Origin of the sequence: Pseudovibrio sp. FO-BEG1 (assembly GCF_000236645.1) — a bacterium.
Taxonomy (GTDB): Bacteria; Pseudomonadota; Alphaproteobacteria; order Rhizobiales; family Stappiaceae; genus Pseudovibrio.
Map to the genome: position 1 here is coordinate 194,702 of NC_016646.1, position 18,004 is coordinate 212,705.

Annotated in this window: 16 protein-coding genes; 6 read left to right on the plus strand and 10 right to left on the minus strand. The window is 53.8% G+C overall.

Translation table 11 applies throughout. The features are described 5' to 3' along the window. Positions 1-5 precede the first annotated feature (5 nt). Positions 6-485, plus strand: coding sequence for a hypothetical protein (locus tag PSE_RS25535; RefSeq protein WP_014290288.1), 480 nt, complete (start codon positions 6-8; stop codon positions 483-485). 35 nt (positions 486-520) lie between these two features. On the opposite strand, the gene PSE_RS25540 is transcribed toward PSE_RS25535, so the two are convergent. The 9 genes from PSE_RS25540 to PSE_RS25580 all read right to left on the minus strand — a co-directional run bounded on the left by PSE_RS25540 (position 521) and on the right by PSE_RS25580 (position 9,736). Beyond that, complete coding sequence (locus PSE_RS25540; protein WP_014290289.1) at positions 521-1,276, minus strand: SDR family oxidoreductase; 756 nt, start codon at positions 1,274-1,276, stop codon at positions 521-523. A 110-nt stretch (positions 1,277-1,386) separates the two neighbouring features. Then, positions 1,387-1,866: a type III secretion system chaperone gene (locus tag PSE_RS25545; RefSeq protein ID WP_008550984.1), complete on the minus strand. Its 480-nt coding sequence runs from the start codon at positions 1,864-1,866 to the stop codon at positions 1,387-1,389. Between the two features lie 168 nt (positions 1,867-2,034). Continuing rightward, positions 2,035-3,495, minus strand: coding sequence for a hypothetical protein (locus PSE_RS25550; protein ID WP_014290291.1), 1,461 nt, complete (start codon positions 3,493-3,495; stop codon positions 2,035-2,037). Between the two features lie 110 nt (positions 3,496-3,605). After that, on the minus strand, positions 3,606-4,457 hold the full coding sequence (locus PSE_RS25555; protein WP_083841647.1) for an ABC transporter permease: 852 nt from the start codon (positions 4,455-4,457) through the stop codon (positions 3,606-3,608). After that, entirely contained in the window at positions 4,457-5,380 is a 924-nt protein-coding gene (locus tag PSE_RS25560) for an ABC transporter permease (protein ID WP_014290293.1), read from the minus strand. The genes PSE_RS25555 and PSE_RS25560 overlap by 1 nt, the downstream gene beginning before the upstream one ends. Positions 5,381-5,431: 51 nt before the next feature. Then, the gene (locus PSE_RS25565) at positions 5,432-6,799 is read right to left on the minus strand and encodes an ABC transporter substrate-binding protein (RefSeq protein ID WP_014290294.1); all 1,368 of its coding nucleotides are present in this window, start codon (positions 6,797-6,799) and stop codon (positions 5,432-5,434) included. A gap of 29 nt (positions 6,800-6,828) precedes the next feature. Continuing rightward, the gene (locus PSE_RS25570; RefSeq protein ID WP_014290295.1) at positions 6,829-7,875 is read right to left on the minus strand and encodes an ABC transporter ATP-binding protein; all 1,047 of its coding nucleotides are present in this window, start codon (positions 7,873-7,875) and stop codon (positions 6,829-6,831) included. A gap of 377 nt (positions 7,876-8,252) precedes the next feature. Beyond that, the gene (locus PSE_RS25575; RefSeq protein ID WP_041769215.1) at positions 8,253-9,152 is read right to left on the minus strand and encodes a hypothetical protein; all 900 of its coding nucleotides are present in this window, start codon (positions 9,150-9,152) and stop codon (positions 8,253-8,255) included. A gap of 101 nt (positions 9,153-9,253) precedes the next feature. After that, entirely contained in the window at positions 9,254-9,736 is a 483-nt protein-coding gene (locus tag PSE_RS25580) for a lysozyme inhibitor LprI family protein (RefSeq protein ID WP_014290298.1), read from the minus strand. A 742-nt stretch (positions 9,737-10,478) separates the two neighbouring features. On the opposite strand from PSE_RS25580, the gene PSE_RS25585 reads away from it, so the two are divergent. The 4 genes from PSE_RS25585 to PSE_RS25600 all read left to right on the plus strand — a co-directional run bounded on the left by PSE_RS25585 (position 10,479) and on the right by PSE_RS25600 (position 16,784). Next, positions 10,479-12,179, plus strand: coding sequence for a Na/Pi cotransporter family protein (locus tag PSE_RS25585; RefSeq protein WP_041769217.1), 1,701 nt, complete (start codon positions 10,479-10,481; stop codon positions 12,177-12,179). 101 nt (positions 12,180-12,280) lie between these two features. Then, complete coding sequence (locus tag PSE_RS25590) at positions 12,281-14,587, plus strand: nitric-oxide reductase large subunit (RefSeq protein WP_014290300.1); 2,307 nt, start codon at positions 12,281-12,283, stop codon at positions 14,585-14,587. Positions 14,588-14,883: 296 nt separating this feature from the next. After that, positions 14,884-16,224, plus strand: a complete 1,341-nt coding sequence (locus tag PSE_RS25595) for an MATE family efflux transporter (protein WP_244421409.1) — start codon at positions 14,884-14,886, stop codon at positions 16,222-16,224. Positions 16,225-16,367: 143 nt separating this feature from the next. Continuing rightward, positions 16,368-16,784 (plus strand): hypothetical protein, encoded by a 417-nt coding sequence (locus tag PSE_RS25600; protein WP_014290302.1) that lies wholly within the window; start codon positions 16,368-16,370, stop codon positions 16,782-16,784. An 8-nt stretch (positions 16,785-16,792) separates the two neighbouring features. On the opposite strand, the gene PSE_RS25605 is transcribed toward PSE_RS25600, so the two are convergent. Continuing rightward, positions 16,793-17,632: a helix-turn-helix domain-containing protein gene (locus PSE_RS25605; protein WP_014290303.1), complete on the minus strand. Its 840-nt coding sequence runs from the start codon at positions 17,630-17,632 to the stop codon at positions 16,793-16,795. 126 nt (positions 17,633-17,758) lie between these two features. Between PSE_RS25605 and PSE_RS25610 the strand changes: the two genes are divergently transcribed. Beyond that, positions 17,759-17,995: a DUF2061 domain-containing protein gene (locus tag PSE_RS25610; protein WP_014290304.1), complete on the plus strand. Its 237-nt coding sequence runs from the start codon at positions 17,759-17,761 to the stop codon at positions 17,993-17,995. Positions 17,996-18,004: the final 9 nt, after the last annotated feature.

Consider the following 18,004-nt stretch of genomic DNA (forward strand, 5'->3'; position numbering starts at 1 on the left):
GAGCTATGGCTCAAAAGACAAAAATTGGCCGCCGGGTTGGTGGCTGGCTCTACCTGCATCGCTCTGGCATCGATCTGCTCGCACCGGAAGACGCTGATCGACTGGCTCAGGTCACGGCAAAACACCCGGATACACCATGGAACCTTTGCAAGATCGCGAAGGGCAAAGTTTCCTTGCTGCACTACGAAGATTTTGAGAGCTCCGGCTTCCCTGCCCTGCTGCATTCAATCACGTTTGATCTTGCCATCCAGACCAGCAAGGCCATCGACTACTCCAAGCGCGATAACCCACCCATCTTGCATCGCAAAGAACTGCTGCTGCCGGATGGTGAACCCAACATCCCGATGTATGCTGCGCTAACGAAGGCTGCTGAAGAGGCTGGCCTTTTTGAAAAGCCTGCTGGCATTGGCACGCGCAAAGCTTGGGAGAAGCGGATTGCAGAGGCGGGGCTTCAGCTTCAGGGCCACCAGCTCCTGAAAAAGTAAAGGGAGGCAGCGCCTCCCCTTTTTATTCCCAAGGCTCAAACCAGCCGAATAGACACCCCACCATCTGCCGTCATGGCACTCCCAGTGACAAAGCTTGCGCGATCTGACAGCAAGAACAGAGCGGCCTGCGCAATCTCTTTTGGGTTCGCCATGCGCTTGAGAGGATGAAGGTTGGAGATGAAGGCATGGCCTTCCGGGTCATCGCCTGCCATGGCTGTTTTCGTGCCTCCAGGCAGAAGCGCATTCACGCGGATACCATCTGGTCCATGATCAGCCGCCAATGATTTCACCAGACCTACCAATCCTGCCTTGCTGGCAGCATAAGCTCCCATACCCGGCATGCCGCTGTTTGTGTGGCCAACGAAGGATGAGGTGAAAACAATTGCACTCTGACTGGTGTTTTTAAGCACCGGGATCTGCGCCTTGGCTGCATAGAAGGCGCTGGTCAGATTGGTGCGCAGCACGCCGTTCCAGTTGTCCGTATCCATCTCCGGCACCGGCTCCATGTCTCCCATGATGCCTGCATTGTTGAAAGCACCGTGCAGTCTGCCATAGGTGTTGAGTGCATGTTCAACCAGAGCGGCAGCATACGTCTCATCCGTGACATCTCCGGCAAGATAGGTCGCCGAACCGCCTTGCTCAGTAATACCGCCCGCCAGTTTGGCAAGCTCAGCTTCGCGTCTGGCACCCAGTACAACATTGGCACCTTCTGAGGCGAAGAGTTCGGCAGCAGCAGCACCGATGCCGCTGCTTGCGCCTGTTACGATAATCGTCTGTCCATGTAGTTCCATAGTTCCCTCCAGTGGTTCACTGGGAGAACTATTGAGCGACACGCAGCCAAAACCCACCCGATTTGCGAGACCTCAGATCTTAAGCAAATCCGAAGTCTCGAACCGGCTGTTTAAGGCATCAGGTATTGCATCTGAGAACTCAGGTTATCGACCGGCATCTCCGGCATGGAGACTGGATCATCTGACGGAAACTTGGCCAGCTCCACCAGTTCCTGTACCCAGAAGCTGGTGTACTTCACAAACAACTTCACCGTGTCAGCAAACTCTTCAGCTGACAGCTTGTCTGCTTGAATGGCCTGTGTCAGCAGCACTTCCGAGCTGCGCAGGTTGATGGAAAGCGCTGCCGCGCCTGTTCCGATACCGTTGTAGTTTGCCTCCAGCAAGTGCTGATAAAGCGATTTCGGCACGCTGTTCAGATTGGCCAGTTTGCTGTTCAACCGGATGACGTTTGTTTTGAAATCCAGAACCTGAAAAAACACCTCGATCTCACCATCGACGGTCAATGAGCAGATGTTTTCGCTGTCTAGCTTCAGGTCAGATAACCCGATCGTCTCGCCAAACTGCCGGATTACGGTTTCAACCAGTTCCATATGATGCCCCTTTTGTTTTGAAAGGCCATTTGCGTCTCCTGCTCGCAAATGGCGCAAAACCCAGCGCTTTTGAGCCTCATGCAAGGTTACAAAAGACGCTGGGTGTTGAATTACACGAGAGGGTGCCCAAGCAGTCTGCACTGCTTTTCCTCTCGTATTATCGTGAGTTTAAAGAGTTAACTTCCCGGTGAAGGTATGCTCAAACGAGCTGTCCAACAGCTCGAGTTCACCGCGCGCGGCTGCTTCACCAGAGATGAGAATCTCACCATCTAACTGAATGGAGAGCGCGCTCGAAATGCCGCTTGCTTTCTCTTCATCAGTGTTCGCAGCATGGATTGGATTGCGCGGGTCAAACAAAACGGTGCTCCCGTTTTCATCCTTGATCCCAACGGCCAGCAGCTCCCAATCAATCGCAACTTTGAAGTCACCACTTTCCGTCTTGGTGACCGTATACTCCGCGCCACCAACCTGTATACCAGGATTTTCAACCTGCCTCACACCGTCAGAGCCGTGCACATTCGCAAAGGCATACTCTTTAGGTGCTAATGTAAGGCGAACAACCTGACCATCATCATTCACCATCTTGGAGGACAGGTCTCGCCAACCATACTGGTGCACGACACTGGAAAGAACCTTTGTGGCCTCATCAGAACCAGTAAACTCCCGGGCAAACGCAACAGATTCAGCGACCTTTGCAGGTGCCTCATCCGGCCCTCCTGTATTGGTTGTATTGTGCGTGCGGTCACCATCTACAAAGTTGATGTTTGAACGCGGCCAATCAGCCACCGCTTTGGTGGAGACATCCACACCACCAACATTCTCAAAACTACCTTTTGTCAGATAGTTCTCGCCAGTATGCTTGAGCACTTCTCCGGGTGTCTCGTTGTGATCACCCCGGAAAATCTGGACATCATTGCGCGTTGTGTTCACCGTACCATCATCGGCAACCGGGAAAAGCCCTTGTGAGACGCTTCGAACGTCCGCGAGCGCCTGACCTTTCAGCTCATTCTTAACCAGCTTCAAGGCAGTGGGAATTTCACTTTTGACGTCTTCGATAAAGTTGATTTCCGCACTGAGGTCACTGACGGACATCAGGCCGGATTTCACCAGACCTTCTGAGATATGCAGCGAACGCACTGCATGCGCAGAATGATCACGAACAAGACGTTCGCCATCCTCTTTGAAGTCGTGAAGGCGGATTGCTTCGCGGTCTTGCGTTGAAAGCTGAGAGGCTGCTTCCTGCAGTTTCTCAGAAACGAACGCGCGTGGGTTTTCTGGCTGCAAGTTTTCAGCCACGCTGTGCAGCTGTGTAAAGCTCTGATAGGCCTCCACCAACCTACCGTCTTTCAAGCTGCTTATAATTTCAGAAGCAGCGCCCTTTGATGTTTCCTGCTGTCGCTCAACAACCGCATCGGCCCGAGCTTGTTTCCAATCGTTGTACTTGCTGGAAACACTGTCAAAAAATCCGGATATTTTGCTGGTGAAATTATTCCAGCCCTCACTAATCCGCGTTCCAAGTGATTTTGAAACTGTATGACCGTCCAGCTCTGCCGCCTGTTGAGCTGCCGGTGCATTCACTTCAAGTGGGGCATGGTGCGTAGAAACACCGCCAACTGAAATGTCTGTCATATCTAATGCCTAAAGTTCTTCCGATGGCCGGACTCTAACCAACGGCGCTCCCTTTAGGTGTGTTGAACAAGACAGACCTCTGTTTTTAAAGTCCCTAATTTTTCAGGGTATTACTCCGCCAGCGGATAGTTCCGGATAAACCGGTCTGTGAAGATCAGCAGGATGATGCCGGGGATTGAGGCGATCAGGGCGATGCCTGCGCCAGTTGCGTCCAGTGCTCCACCGGAAATTTTAGCGAAGAGCAGTGTTGGCAGGGTGATGATCTGGCCTTGACCGATGAAGAACGTCAGCAAAAACAAGTTGGTAGAGACCAGGAAGGTAAACAGGCAACCTGCGATGACACCCGGTAGGATCATGGGCAGGGTGACACGGAAGAAGATTTGCCTGCGATTAGCGCCAAGAACACGGGCATGGTCTTCAGCGTCCGTTCCATGGCCCTGATAAACAGCCGTCAGCATCCGCACCATGTAGGGAATGGTTGGGATCAGGTGCACCACAATCACGCCCGCATACGTACCAGCAAGACCTATTGCAATGAAGATCATCAGCAGGGCGATGCCAATGGCAGCTTCTGGCAAAAGAAGCGGCAGAGCGATCAAAAACTCCAGTTGGTTTTTGCCACGGAAGTTGCACTGCGCCAGCACGCGTGCAGCGGGCAGACAGATGAGCAGGCACAGCAGCGTGACTGCAATTCCGATGCCGAGCGTGTTGAGGGTTGCCTCCCCAACGCGGGAGCTCGGCGAAAACACATAATCCCATGCCAACGGAAACGGCGAGCGTTCACGCTGCTCATGCCACCACACTGTTGGCAGAATGTTGGGCCACGCCCACCGGAAGGCCAGTGACTGGATAATCAGCGGCGCAAACGGAGCGATGGTAAAAGTCGCCATGGTCAGCACGAGGAGGCGTTGCCAGGGGCTGATCGCCTTAAGATCACGGAGTTTGGAGGTCTGACTAAGCATCACACACGCCCCCGCGCACGTTCCCATCTGCGGTAGCCCAGCAAATAAGCACCGAGGAAGACGCCGGAAACCAAGGCCAGAGACACTACCACAGCCATGCCTTGCAGCTGAAAGGCGTAGTTTGCATCCTGAAAGTATCGCCACGCCAGAACCGGCAGCGTATCCGGATAGCCACCGCCCAGAATAAACGGAGCTTCAAAAGCGCCGATGTTGAAGGCAAAGCAGATGAGCGAAGCGGAGACAATGCCCGGCATGATCTGCGGAAGCGTGACGCGCCAGAAGATCTGCCTTGAACTTGCTCCCAGCACCATAGCAGCCTCTACCGTATCTTCCCCTTTGCGGGCCAGAACAGCCGAGAGAGTCAGCGTCATGAATGGCACTTGCTTCCAGACATAAACGGCGATAATCCCGCAGCCCCAATGGGTCTTGAGGATCTGTACAAACTGTGAGGGATCGTCAATCAAGCCAAGCCCGGCGGAGATGCGGGAGAGCAGACCGCCATTGCCCAGCATCACCAATGCCAGCGCGATGCCAACCGTATAAGGCACCATCAAAGGCAGGCGAATGAGGGCACCGAATAGACGGGACGCTTTGAACTTTTTGGAAAGCGCAATGCTCAGCGGAACAGAGAGCACAAGACCAATCAGGGTTGCGGCGAAACCGTAGTAAAGCGTCAGTCCGAGAGATACCCAGAAATCGGAGGAAAGCCAGAGGCGTTCATAATACTCAGTGGTTGGAAACTCGTTGATGCCAAACCAAGGTGCATAGCCAAAGCTTTGCAGAACGCCCAGAACAACGGCCCCTCCAAACAGCCCCAGCAAAACCACGAGCAGTGGTGTAATTTCTGCAATGTCACGCAGGTTCTGCATGAATGCAGGGGAGGCAGAGGTGTTGGAGTGAGCTGAAAGCGCCTTGGGCATCATCAATCGTTTCGTAAAGGAGCGGATGGCAGCAGCCCGCCATCCGCAAGACTATCAGTTGTTCAGTTCGCCAGAAACCTGCGCCACGATGTCGGCCAGTGGCTTATCTTCCTTGCGCTCAATCACGGCCAACCAGGTGGCTTCGATCACATCAACAAGGCTCGCGTTGGTGTCTGGTGCGATGTTGTCGTCCAGCTGCTGCTGAGTGACGCCGTAGTGAGGTGGTGCGGAAGCTTCGATTTCAGCAGACTCTTCCTCACTCAATCGCCACAGATCCAAACCAACTGGCATACCTGCTGTCTTCAACTTGGAAGCCTGAGCTTCCGCTGAAGAGAAGTAGTTGATCGCCACAAGAGCGGCCGCCGGATGCGGGCTGTTGAGTGGTACGGCAAGGTAGTTCTTATTCTTGATCATGTTGCCAGCCGGGAAGATCATCTCTTCCGCCTGCTCTGGATAGGCACCGGTGATCAGGCCGTTATGGTTGCCGAACACGCCGAACTTACAGTTGAAGTGAACCTCGGAGTTGAGGAACAGATTGTCCAGTTCGCCAGAGTTTTCAGGATAGCGCGGCTTGCCAGAGGCACCACCAAGCAACAGCGGTTCGATGCTCTTCAGATACTCAATGCCCGGTTCCATCAGGCGTGCCAGTTCTGCGCCGCCCAGCTCTTCAAAGCTTTTCTGGTATGGCTCAGCGCCAGTACCATCCGGGTTATGCGCATAAAGCACAGACTGCACAAAGGTGTTGCCGAGATAATGCGGTGGCTTCACATAAGTGAACTTGCCCGGGTTGGCTTCCAGATAGGTCTTCAGCTGCGCAAAGGTCGCCGGAGTGTTTTCTGCGGAAACATGAGCGCGGTTGACGGAGCACACATACTGCTCACCAGACCATGGCATTTCCTGAAAACCGGTCTCAACACCATAGTCACGCAGATTGAGGAGGGAACGCGGATCGTTCTCATCCCACTCAAAGTTCACGGAGTTTGGCAGGCGATTGGCGAACGCACCCCACAGTGCGTTTTGCTGTTTCAAAGAGTAAAAGTTCTCGCCGTTGACCCAAACCAGATCCACACTGCCCTGCTCCTCACCGCGACCAGCGGCCAGTTCAGCGATCACCACATCCACGGTGTCTTTGGTGGCTGTGATGCGAACCGGGTTGAGGCGCACGCCCTCTGCAGCGAGAGCCGGTGTTGCCACCTGATCCACCCACAGGTTGATGATGTCAGAGCCGCCCCAGTAATAGAAGTTAACGGTGCCTTCCTCACGGGCTTTGGCGGTAACATCCTCCCAGCCCAGATTGCCTTTCAGGAACTCACTACGGAACATGCCCGGCGCGTCCTCTGCCTGTGCAACGCCGCTCCAGCTGACAACAGCGAGCGTGCTTGCAAGAAGCATCTGTCTGGTGAGTGATTTTGTTCTTTGCATAAATTGCCCCCAACCGGTTCTTCAGCCGCTTATTGCAGCAGCCAAATTTGTTCTGGCGGTAGTGTCACAGTGACCGCATCGCCTGTTTTTCTTTTGATTGTAGATGCTTCTTCAACAGTCAGAGATCCCTCTCCCACCTGAAGCGTGTAGCGCATCATCGCGCCAAGAAATTCTGCTCGTGTGATTGTACCGGAAAACGCATTGTTCTGCGGTGCTTCGCAGCACTCTCCAATCTGAATACTCTCAAACCGCAACATAGCCTTGGAGGGCTGTACGGCACCCCGTGCTGATGCTTCCCCCAAACTAAGCTGACCAAACGGGCTGTCGATATGACTTTCCGAAGTGCGCGCGCACTCAAAGATGTTGGAGTGCCCCATGAAACGGGCAGTCTGCTCATTTGCAGGGCGCTGGTAAATCTCATCGGGCGCGGCGAGCTGTGCAACCTTGCCATCAAACATCACCGCAATCCGGTCCGCCAGGTCCATTGCTTCGATCTGATCATGGGTGACCAGCAGCGTTGTCATGCCATACTCATCATGCAGGTCGCGGATGAACTGGCGCATTTCAGTGCGCAAAAGCGTATCGAGGCTCGCCATCGGCTCATCCAGCAACAGCACTTCCGGCTTGGTCACCAGCGTTCTGGCAATCGCCACGCGCTGCATCTGTCCACCAGACAGCTGAGAAGGAAACCGCTTGGCAAAGGCTGAGAGACGCACAATCTCTAGCATCTCTCCCACCTGCCGCATCTGCTCCTCAGCAGGCATACCGCGCACGGAGAGCCCAAACGCCACGTTCTGCTCCACCGTCATATGCGGGAACAGGCCGAAGCGCTGGGAAACAAGGCCAACTTTTCGTTTCTGGACAGGCAGACTAGTCACATCCTGACCATTGAACCAGATGGAACCGGAGGTCGGTTGCTCCAGCCCGCAGACCATGCGCAGGCTCGTGGTTTTGCCGCAGCCGGAAGGCCCCAGTAGCACCAGAAACTCACCGCAGGCCACATCAAGATTGATGGCATCAACCGCAGGTGTTCCGGAGAACACTTTTGAGAGGTTTTTAAGCTGAACCTGCGTCACACGGCGCCTCTTCACTCATCTTGATCGGGACGTTTGCGTCCATCTGCTGTTATTATTGTTGTTTTCAAGCGGCAGCGAAACCTGCGCAATAGCGCTAACCTCTCCAATATTCCGGAGGGCGTCAGGATTCTCCTGTCAGTTGAGTGATTTGCACACTATGCCAGCGCATTGCTGACGGTACAGTAAAACCGGCGTGAGTTTGGCGTTATGATGGCTGGCTTACAGATAATCAGCGGCTCGCCCACACCCAAGGCTGTTCATTTCACGCACACTCACCGCAAGCAAGCTCACGCACCTTGCTTTGCCCGCTTATTCAAGCCTTTCTGGTTACAATGGAAATTACAGTAGGTGACACCAAACACCGCGCTTAAAGCTGATCAGGCATCATCTGTGGCGAATGCAAACCAGAACTGTTCTGCCACCGATTTCGTCTGTGAATAGATTTTGCGGAAAGGACTGGGATAGTTGGCTTTGGCGAACGCGATATCACCTTCCAGAAAATGCCTGCGATAAATCCCTTCTAAATCCTCCGAAATCACCGCAGCCCTATCGCCCTGGCGGCAATACTCTGCAGCACATTTCATCAGATGCGCCCGCAAGCCTTCATCCTCAATTTTCACCAGATGCTGGATCACGGAAAGGCCCGGGTCAGGGTGAGGCTGTTCGGTGCACTCTGTCAGGTCTTCGCCTCCAAGCAACTTCAACTCAAAGAACTTGTTGAACTGCCCTGCCAGCTCAGAGGCTTTGGTCTCAACAGCTTCCCAAGGCAGGAAGGTGGTGCCAGCGTTATCCAGCTGATCCGCAATGGCTTGCCAGGAGAAGGCATCCGTCACAGCCAGATTGGCAAACTCATGGAAGTTGTTGCGTGAAGCATACCCCGTCTGACTTTGTAGAAAGCAGGAGATCAGGAAGTCTGTTCTTTCGCGCAGAACCACAAGCGTCCTCACGGAAACATCGGCCCGCTGCAGCCCTTCCACCAGTTGCACATAACGTTTCAGATGTTGATAGAAGCCGCCTTTTTGAAAAGGCCTGCCCATCAAACGTTCGCAGGAAAGCCGGTAGGTCTCCATATCAGGCCGGTAAACGGCTTCCTGAAACAGCTCCGCCAGCTGAGAGGCTTTGGGCTTGACCAGGCGATCCTCATAGAGCTTCATGAAGCGACTGTTTTCAAAGTGCGCTGGGTCTACGAAACGCTCCGGATCCTTAGCATAGAGTTGCTGCTGGAGCGCGGTAGAACCTGTTGTGTGGGCACCGATATGGATCAGAACCTTTTTCATCAGCACAGACCTTAAGAGACGAGCATCCGCTCAGCCTAAACACATTGGCCTGTACTGCTATTCCTAAATATTGGCCCCTTTAAAGAGAGAGGCCATGTTCGTCAGTGAGGACCGACTTCGGCAAGGAACTGCTCAAGCTGCAAGCTGCGCACCGCTGTTTGATCTCCCATGCAAACCGACATGGTAAGCGGGGCGTGGGTGCCGCCTTCATAGATCAACGCATTGGCCGAGCAGGTGTCATCGCGGAACTTGATCCAGTTGCGCTGCGCATTCTTCAGGCTTGCTTTCACATTGGTGCTCGCAATATCCATAATCTCAGCGTAAGCCGCGGTGAGACGCTGGTCCCACACCGCATACTCCTGCACGGCGCAGTAGATCATGTGGCTGTTTTGATACTTGGTGCCAATGCACTGTTCCATCACCTCACCAAAACAGGCCATCGCCGGATAACCGCCGCCCTTTTCTGCAACGCATTTGGCAATTGTGGTGACTTGCTCTTCTGTTGGCTCATCCGCCGCCTGCACAGAAGTGCCAAGCAACAGAGCCACAGGCAAAGTCAGCATGATCGTGCGCGCAAAACTCATAGAAGCCTCAAAGTAATTGTTACCGTAAAACTTGATAGGTGATCTGCTCTGAGAAACTACTAACCTGATTCAGCAGAAAACGCCTAGGTAATCTCCGCACAAGCTTGGAGATATCCTTTCAACCTCAATAATCACCTCTTGAGTTTGAAACATCGCTCTCAAGGGGGCCTGATCATCCAACCCGTTACATGCAGCAGTCTTCTTCAAACTCTGGCAAAAGCGAGTCAGATAACGGGAAATCAGCAAAATAATCACCACATTACGCTTTTGTGAGAGGCTGGGGAAAACGCACCTCGTGCGCATTTTCAAGCAGCGACTTGCGATTACTTTGCCAACTAACATTAATTCAGAAAATTCAATAGGTTGGACTTATCAGAAGGAATTGGTTGTCCAATAGCAAAGTGATCACGAAAGACCTCAAAAAACGCACTTATTGCGTAAATTTCTCGCCATAATTGAGCTTAACATATTGAGTTATCGACATAACTGTCTTAAGTTATTTATCAAATCATTGAGGTGGCTAATTTTAGTTGCCGGATCGATTTCAAGAATCCGCAAGAGCTCCCAAGGCGCGCGATGCGATCACTTGCTTTCCCTCTCGTCATTTCCGGGGGAAGCGAGGGATCTCGCATATTCTGATAGTCCGACAACATCTGCTTAAAGACCTTTGCCGCACACCACGACAACTGCGTTTAAGTGAGCCTCCTATTAATAACCGCAAGAGCTGAATCCGGAGGCTGTGATGAGCAGTTTTGAAATACTTCTACACCTTGCTGCAGGTATTTCCCTATTGTTTTGGGCAACCAGAATGATCCGGACTGGCGTTGAGCGCGCGGTAGGCCAGAAGTTTCAGGGCTGGATGCAGCAGGCCTCCAAAAACCGTTACACCAGCTTCACCACTGGCTTTCTGGTTTCCATCATTTTGCAAAGTGCGACAGCTACGGCCATTCTTGCCCGTGGGTTCATCAGCAAAGGCTCCATCACACTGGCCGCAGGCCTTGCCATCATGCTTGGCGCGGATCTGGGCTCCACGATGGTCGTGCAGGTGCTTTCCCTCGACCTGAGCTGGTTGCTGCCGGTCTGTCTCGTGGTGGGTGGTGCTCTGTTCTCCCGCGGCAGTACGCGCACCATGCGCCAGACAGGCCGTATCATCATCGGTGTAGGCCAAATGTTGATCGCACTGTCCTTCATCAGCATGGCTTCTGAGCCTTTGCGCGAAAGTGGCTCTCTGCCAGTCATCCTGAATCTGCTGATTGGTGATCCGTTTGTGGCGATCATCACCGCTGCTGCCCTTACTTGGCTATTGCACTCATCTGTTGCTGTTGTGCTGATGATCATGACACTGGCAAGCACCGGCGTTCTGCCGATGGAAGGTGCCTTACTCTTCATTCTGGGTGCTAACATCGGCTCCAGCATTATTCCACTGGTGCTCACCATGAGTGACAGTGCTGAAGTACGCCGTGTTCCGCTTGGCAACATGATCTTCCGTGTGGCTGGTGTGTTGATCACCTTGCTTCTCATGCGCTTTGATGTGCTCACCCTCGATATGCTGGGTGATGACCCTGCCCGCGCCATCGCCAACTTCCACAGTGGTTTCAACCTGGGTGTTGTCCTGCTCGGTATTCCAACAATCGGTCTTGTGGCCCGCCTGACCAAGCTCATCATTTCCGACAGTGCTGGCCAATCAGAGGAAGACGCCGTCATGGAACGGCTCAGCCTGCTGGACCGTAAACTGCTGGAAACCCCTGACCTTGCCTTCAATGCGGCCACGCGCGAAATGCTGCATATGAGCGAAAAAGTGGAAGCCATGCTACGCGGCGTGATGGTTGTGTTCCGCGGAGATGATGCGCAAACAGCCAAACGACTGATGAAGATGGATGATGAGATTGATGATCTGCACCGTTCCATCAAAGAATACCTGACGGATGTAACCACCCAGTCCATGAGCGATGAGGACTACCAGAAGTATACTGAGCTCATGAACTACTGCGTCTGTCTGGAACAGATGGGCGACGTCATTCAGCGTAACCTGCTGGTGCTGGCCGAGAAGATTTCCGGTCTGAACAAGGAGTTCTCTCAGGAAGGCTGGAAGGAAATTAAAGACCTGCACGCTGCCGTGCTGCAAAACCTGCAGATCTCCCTGCGCGTGCTCATCACCCGCGATCCGGATCTGGCACGGGATCTTGTTTCCCGCAAAGTGCTGGTGCGTGAGTTGGAATACAAGAGCCGCGAAGCACACCTGCGCCGTCTGAGCCAGAACCGCAAATCCAGCCGGACCACTAGCTCCATCCATCTGGAAACCATCAGCGATCTGAAGTACCTGAACGCGCTGTTGACCACCGTGGCCTACCCGATTGTTGAGGGCGAAGGTGAGCTGTTGCGCAGCCGTTTGGCCAACGAACCGCAAAAAAGTCAAAGTGACATGCTACCCGCAGCTACCTGAACGCCTCTCCTAACTTTGAGGGAGGCACGGCCTGAATCAGATTGATAATCTGATTTGAAACGCAAGCCAGTGTTTCCCCCGAAGGTCAGGAGCAGCAAGCCATGTTTGACAAGGACTATGATGTAACCTTTTCACTCAAACGGCTTTGGATACTTCTCGGCGTTGGCATGGTCCTCGCCTTTGGTGTCCTTCTCTTTTTTGGCGCTGAAATCTACCGCATGAAACCACCTATTCCCAACATGGTGGTCTCAGACAGCGGCGATGTGATTTACACGAAAGATGACATCGAAGAAGGTCAGAACGTCTGGCAATCTCTTGGCGGTATGCAGCAAGGCAGCATCTGGGGGCATGGCAGTTACGTGGCGCCAGACTGGTCCACGGACTGGCTGCACAGAGAAGCGCTGGCACTGCGGGATGTTTTCCACCGGGCACGGGTCGGCACAGGTTACACCCCACCAAGTGATGAGCAAAAAGCTTTTCTTCAGGTTCTCATTGAAGAGGAGATGCGGCGCAATCGCTACAATCCGGCCAATGAGACCATTACCATTTCAGATGATCGGGCTACGGCTGTCAAACAGGTGGAAGATCATTTCACACGACTGTTTGCCTCCTACGACAACATCGACGGGCAAAACCTTCGCGATGATTATGCCTTTCCTCCCAACATTCTAATCACTCCCGAACAAGCTCAAAAACTCTCCGCTTTCTTCTTCTGGACCTCCTGGAGTTCGGTGACCAACCGTCCAGATGATACCATCACCTACACCAGCAACTGGCCCCATGAACCACTGGTTGGCAATCAGCCAAGCGGTGCTGCGTTCATTTGGACCATCATCAGTATCCTCTTGCTGCTTGGCTGTGCTGGTGCGCTGTGCTTCTACTACGTCCGCCAGTATGATCTTTGGCGCGAGCGGATCATTCCGGAAGGCGGCGCTGCTGCAAAGAACCCTCTGGCGAATGTGAAGATAACCCCTTCCATGCGGGCGACAGCCAAGTACTTCTGGGTGGTTGTGGGCCTCATGATTGCGCAGGTCGCGCTTGGCATCCTCACCGCGCACTACGCAGTTGAAGGTCAGGATCTTTATGGCATTCCGCTGGCCGAAATCATTCCCTACTCCATCTCCCGCACCTGGCACACGCAGTTGGCGGTGTTCTGGATCGCGACAGCGTGGCTGGGAACAGGCCTGTTCATGGCCCCACTGCTTTCCGGCAAGGATCCCGCCTATCAAACACTCGGCGTCAACTTCCTCTGGATCTGTCTGATCATCATCGTGGTGGGCTCGTTTGCGGGTGAGTGGCTCGGGGTGAACCAGTTCTTCTCCCGCACCATGAACTTCTGGTTCGGTCATCAGGGCTATGAGTATGTTGATCTGGGCCGTTTCTGGCAGATCTTCCTCTTCGTCGGGCTCCTGCTCTGGCTGGTACTTGTGCTGCGTGCGCTTTATCCGGCCCTCAAAGGCGGCCACAACCGCAGCCTCATCGCCTTGACGTTGCTCTCCGCCACCGCAATCGGCCTGCTCTACGGTGCGGGTCTGTTCTGGGGGCAGAACACGCATATCAGCGTTATGGAATACTGGCGCTGGTGGGTGGTGCATTTGTGGGTTGAGGGCGTCTTTGAGGTGTTTGCGACAGCCATTATCGCGCTCATCTTCGTCAACCTGAAGCTGCTCCGAGCGTCCACTGCTGCAGTTGCGGTGATCTTCGCCACCATCATCTTCATGTCCGGCGGCGTGCTGGGCACATTCCACCACCTCTATTGGAGCGGCACACCGATTGGCGTGCTGGCGCTGGGGGCCGTATTCTCAGCACTGGAAGTCGTGCCACTACTGGTGATTGGCTTTGAGGCCTACCAGACCCACAAATTGGAGCAGAACACCAAGTGGATCGAACATTACAAATGGCCGCTTAACTTCTTCGCTTCCGTTCTGTTCTGGAACCTCGTTGGTGCCGGTTTGCTCGGCTTCTTCATCAACCCGCCACTGGCGCTCTATTACATGCAGGGCCTCAATTCCACACCGGCCCACGGTCACGCGGCCATGTTCGGGGTTTATGGCTTGCTGGGCATTGGGTTGATGCTGTTCTGCCTACGCTCACTCATTCCTGACAATCGGTGGAGCGACAAGTGGCTGCAGCAGGCGTTCTGGGGTCTCAACATCGGTCTGGCCATGATGCTGGCGCTCTCCCTGATCCCGCAGGGCATCTATCAGGCTTACATCAGCTTTACTGAGAGCTACTGGCTTGCCCGCGCACCGGAGACAATCCACGGTCCGGTAATGACCGCGTTGGTCTGGGCCCGCGTACCGGGAGACCTGGTCTTCGGCTGGGGCATCTTCGCCATCGTCATGTTCATGTATCGTGCTTACTTTGGAGAACCAATAAACGAGAAAGAACAGGCGGCGAAGGCCTGATTGTGGGCTCTTGTAGCCTGCCGACAAGCACCTCTTGAGCCTCGCCCGCTTAGCCGGCGAGGCTCAAAAACGTAGCGGCCTAAGCCATTTGTGGCGCCCCGGCAACACATGCATTCATTCTGTGTATAGCCATGTGTATCGCGTAAAAGTGTCTCTACAACCTTTGATAGCTATATATACTGATTTCGATTTTTAGTTTTATTTCCGTAAGGTACATTTTCTAATTGCTTAGATTTCCGCTGTTTCATCATGAACTGACGCGGGTTCTGCGCATTTCAGGTCCATTAATGCTGGCTATGTCTGGCCGGACTCTGATGATGATTGTAGATCGACTGTGTCTCGCCGCCTACTCAGAACAGACGCTCACGGCTTCCGGCCCCGCTGTCTTCATGGGCATGTCCGCAATCTCTTTCTTCTCTGGTGTCACGCAGATTGGCCGCTCGGTTATTGCTGAAGCTTATGCACGTAGCGGGATTGAAGCGGCCCACAAAATGGGAGGCAGACTGTTTGCTGTCGCCATCCTGTGCGTGTTGGGCCTCATTCTCACATTGCCGCTGCTGATGAACATCTCCCAGCTTAGCGGCAGGCCAGAAGAAGTCGTAGCGCTGGAAAATGTCTACCTCAGCTGGGCCATGCTGTTTGGCTCCATCATGATTTTGGATAGCGCTGCCAGCTGTTACTTCGGCGCCATCGGCAACACCCGCCTCATCTTCAAGGCCAGCCTTGCAGGGCAATTGGTTGCCATGCCCATGACCTATCTGCTGGTGTTTGGTGCCTATGGCTTTCTAGAGTTGGGCATGGCCGGTTCTGCCATTGGCACGGTGCTCGGCTCTCTGGCAGTGCTGATTGTCTATCTCCGCAAAACACCCCGCGCCTTGCGGGTTGCGGCCTGGAAAGAAGCCCGTGCCTTGCTCAGCAAATCCCGGCGAGCGCTCGACGTCCTCGCCCTGTTCAAGCGTGGCATGCCCCTTGGCGCCCATGACAGTACAGACGAGATCGGCAACACGGCGATCATCTGGGCCGTCGCCATTGTGGGTACGACAGCGCTGGCAGCCAACAACTTCAATGTCATCCTCAATTACATCGGTATCGTGCCCGTGGTTGGTATTGCCAACGGGGCGACGATCCTGTCCTCTCAGGCCATTGGCCGCAATCAGTATGATCGCATTCCCAAGATCATCAGCGCCTCACTGTTTGTCGCATTCTCGTATGTGGCGATTGTTACGGTGATCCTGCAAAGCTTTGACCGGGAGATAACCTCGCTGTTCTCTCTTGGCAGCTACGGACAGGATATCTTTGAGCTCTCCGTCTCCGTCACCTCGCACATCTGGTACTATGCAGTGGCGTTTGCTGTGTCTTTCATCGCCAGCGGTATGTTGCAGAGTTTTCATCAGAACACGTTTGTCTTCAAAACCCGTATCCTCACCATGTGGTTCGGCAGCGTACCTGCCTCCTACCTGATCGCGTACAACTGGAGCATCGAGGAAGGGGCGCTTCAGCTCATCTGGATCTCGCTGAGCACCTTTGAACTCGCTCTCGGCCTGCTGTTCACCGCCAAGATCTTCTCGTGCCTAAGAGACCGCAATGTCCCCGGAGATCTATGGGAAACACCAATTAAGAGAACAGAAGTCACTTAATCCACAGCTTAATATTAGATTTATCTAATTTACCAAGCTGTCCCTCTGGAAATTTCGGATCAACCGGTTCTACGCTAACCGGAGCACGAGCAACTTCGCCCGTGCTTCCTTAGCTCAACCTCACAATTTCCAAAGAGTGCATCATGTTTTCTCAAAGCAGTTACCAACGCTTATTCAGGTTCTTTTGCATCTATGATGTTCTGGCACTGGCACCTTTTGCCATCCCCTTCATCAACAGTGCCCACATAGAAACGTTGAGCAGCCTCAATGTAGCGCTTGGAGGTCAGACATGGCCTGTTTTTCTGCCAGTTCAACTGCTGTTCGGGCAGATGCTCGGTGTATTGGGAGCAGGATGGGCGATTTGGCGTTGGCGCAATTTTTCAGTCTCCATCGGCAGATATGAAGGCATATTGCGGCTCCTCTTCGCCGCCTCCATGCTTTGGGCCTATGCCCTCTCCCCTCACCCACTCCTGCTGGTGTTTGCGGTGATCGATGGTGTTGGAGGAGTTCTACATCTGGCCTCACCGCAAAGGCAGCAGATCAGTCAACGAACAGCATAACAACCAGGCTACTGAATGAGCGTCTCCACGTAATCCGCTACATCTCTGGCATCGACGGAGGCCTCACGGACGAGCCAGTCGAAGTGGTCGGTCAGGGAACTGACCCGCTCCGCTTCCCGGAACGCGAGGTAATACTGGCCCACATAGATCACCGCCAGATTGGGCCCGAAGATAGTGATGGGGGCGCTGAACACTTTGTGCGCATCAAACAGGAACAAACGCAGACGAGGAAACATCTGGCGGCAGGTATCCGCAACAAACTGCAGTTGCTCGCGGCGAGTGTCTTCCTCCAGATGGGCATAGTAGCCAATGCCCTGGGCGCAGGCCTGTATCTCATGCAGCGGTATGGAGATTTCGTAGTCTGACTGGCGTGAGCGCAGCCAGTCCAGCTGTCCGCGAATGGAGCCAACCACCTCTTCCGCATCCAACCCACGAAATGAGGCGTACTCCCAGGCCAGCATCCTGTCTGTTTTCAAGATATCCGGCAGGGTGGCGGGCACGTGGCGCACCTTCAGGCCGGTGGCTTCCTTGTGCCAGTTGAGGATCTGCTCATCGACCGAAGAGCGTTCTGCCGGGCTCATGGCCATGGCTGCCGCGATGATGTCACCGGGGCGTTCAGGTCTGTTGGTCAGCCCCAGCAACCAGTCGGCACTCACACCAAGGGATGCTGCAAGGTCTGCCAGCAACTGGCTGTTAGGCAGCCGTGGGATTTCGTTGTTCAGCAGCTGGCCGATGGTGGAGCGATCCACACCTGCATTTCGGGCCAGCTGGCTGCGTGTCACATCTGCCTGTGCCATGGCTTCAGTCAGCCGGTTTTTAAACAAAACAGCCCTGTCACGCTTGTCCATTATAATCACCATTGCAGAATAAAATCACCAAAATGAATTTATTGCAGCTCAAATACCAAATGTCCAATCCGCATTTTTTCCGGTAGCAACGAAGACAGGATTTACATTCTTACCCGGACGTCGCAGATGGATTCAGCCTCACGCATTTTTACAAAATCAGTTACCTGGCAGATCATGGGCCTCGTCTCTATGACGTTGATCGGCCTTGTGTTTACCGGCTCAGTCACCGTGGGCGGAAGCATTGCAATCGTCAGCTCCATCCTCGGCTTTATCTTCTATTTCCTGCATGAGCTGGTCTGGTCCAACATCAAATGGGGTCGCAAAATCACTGTTCCGGAAGCCCAGCAGGAGAGCCAGAGCTGACATTCAGGA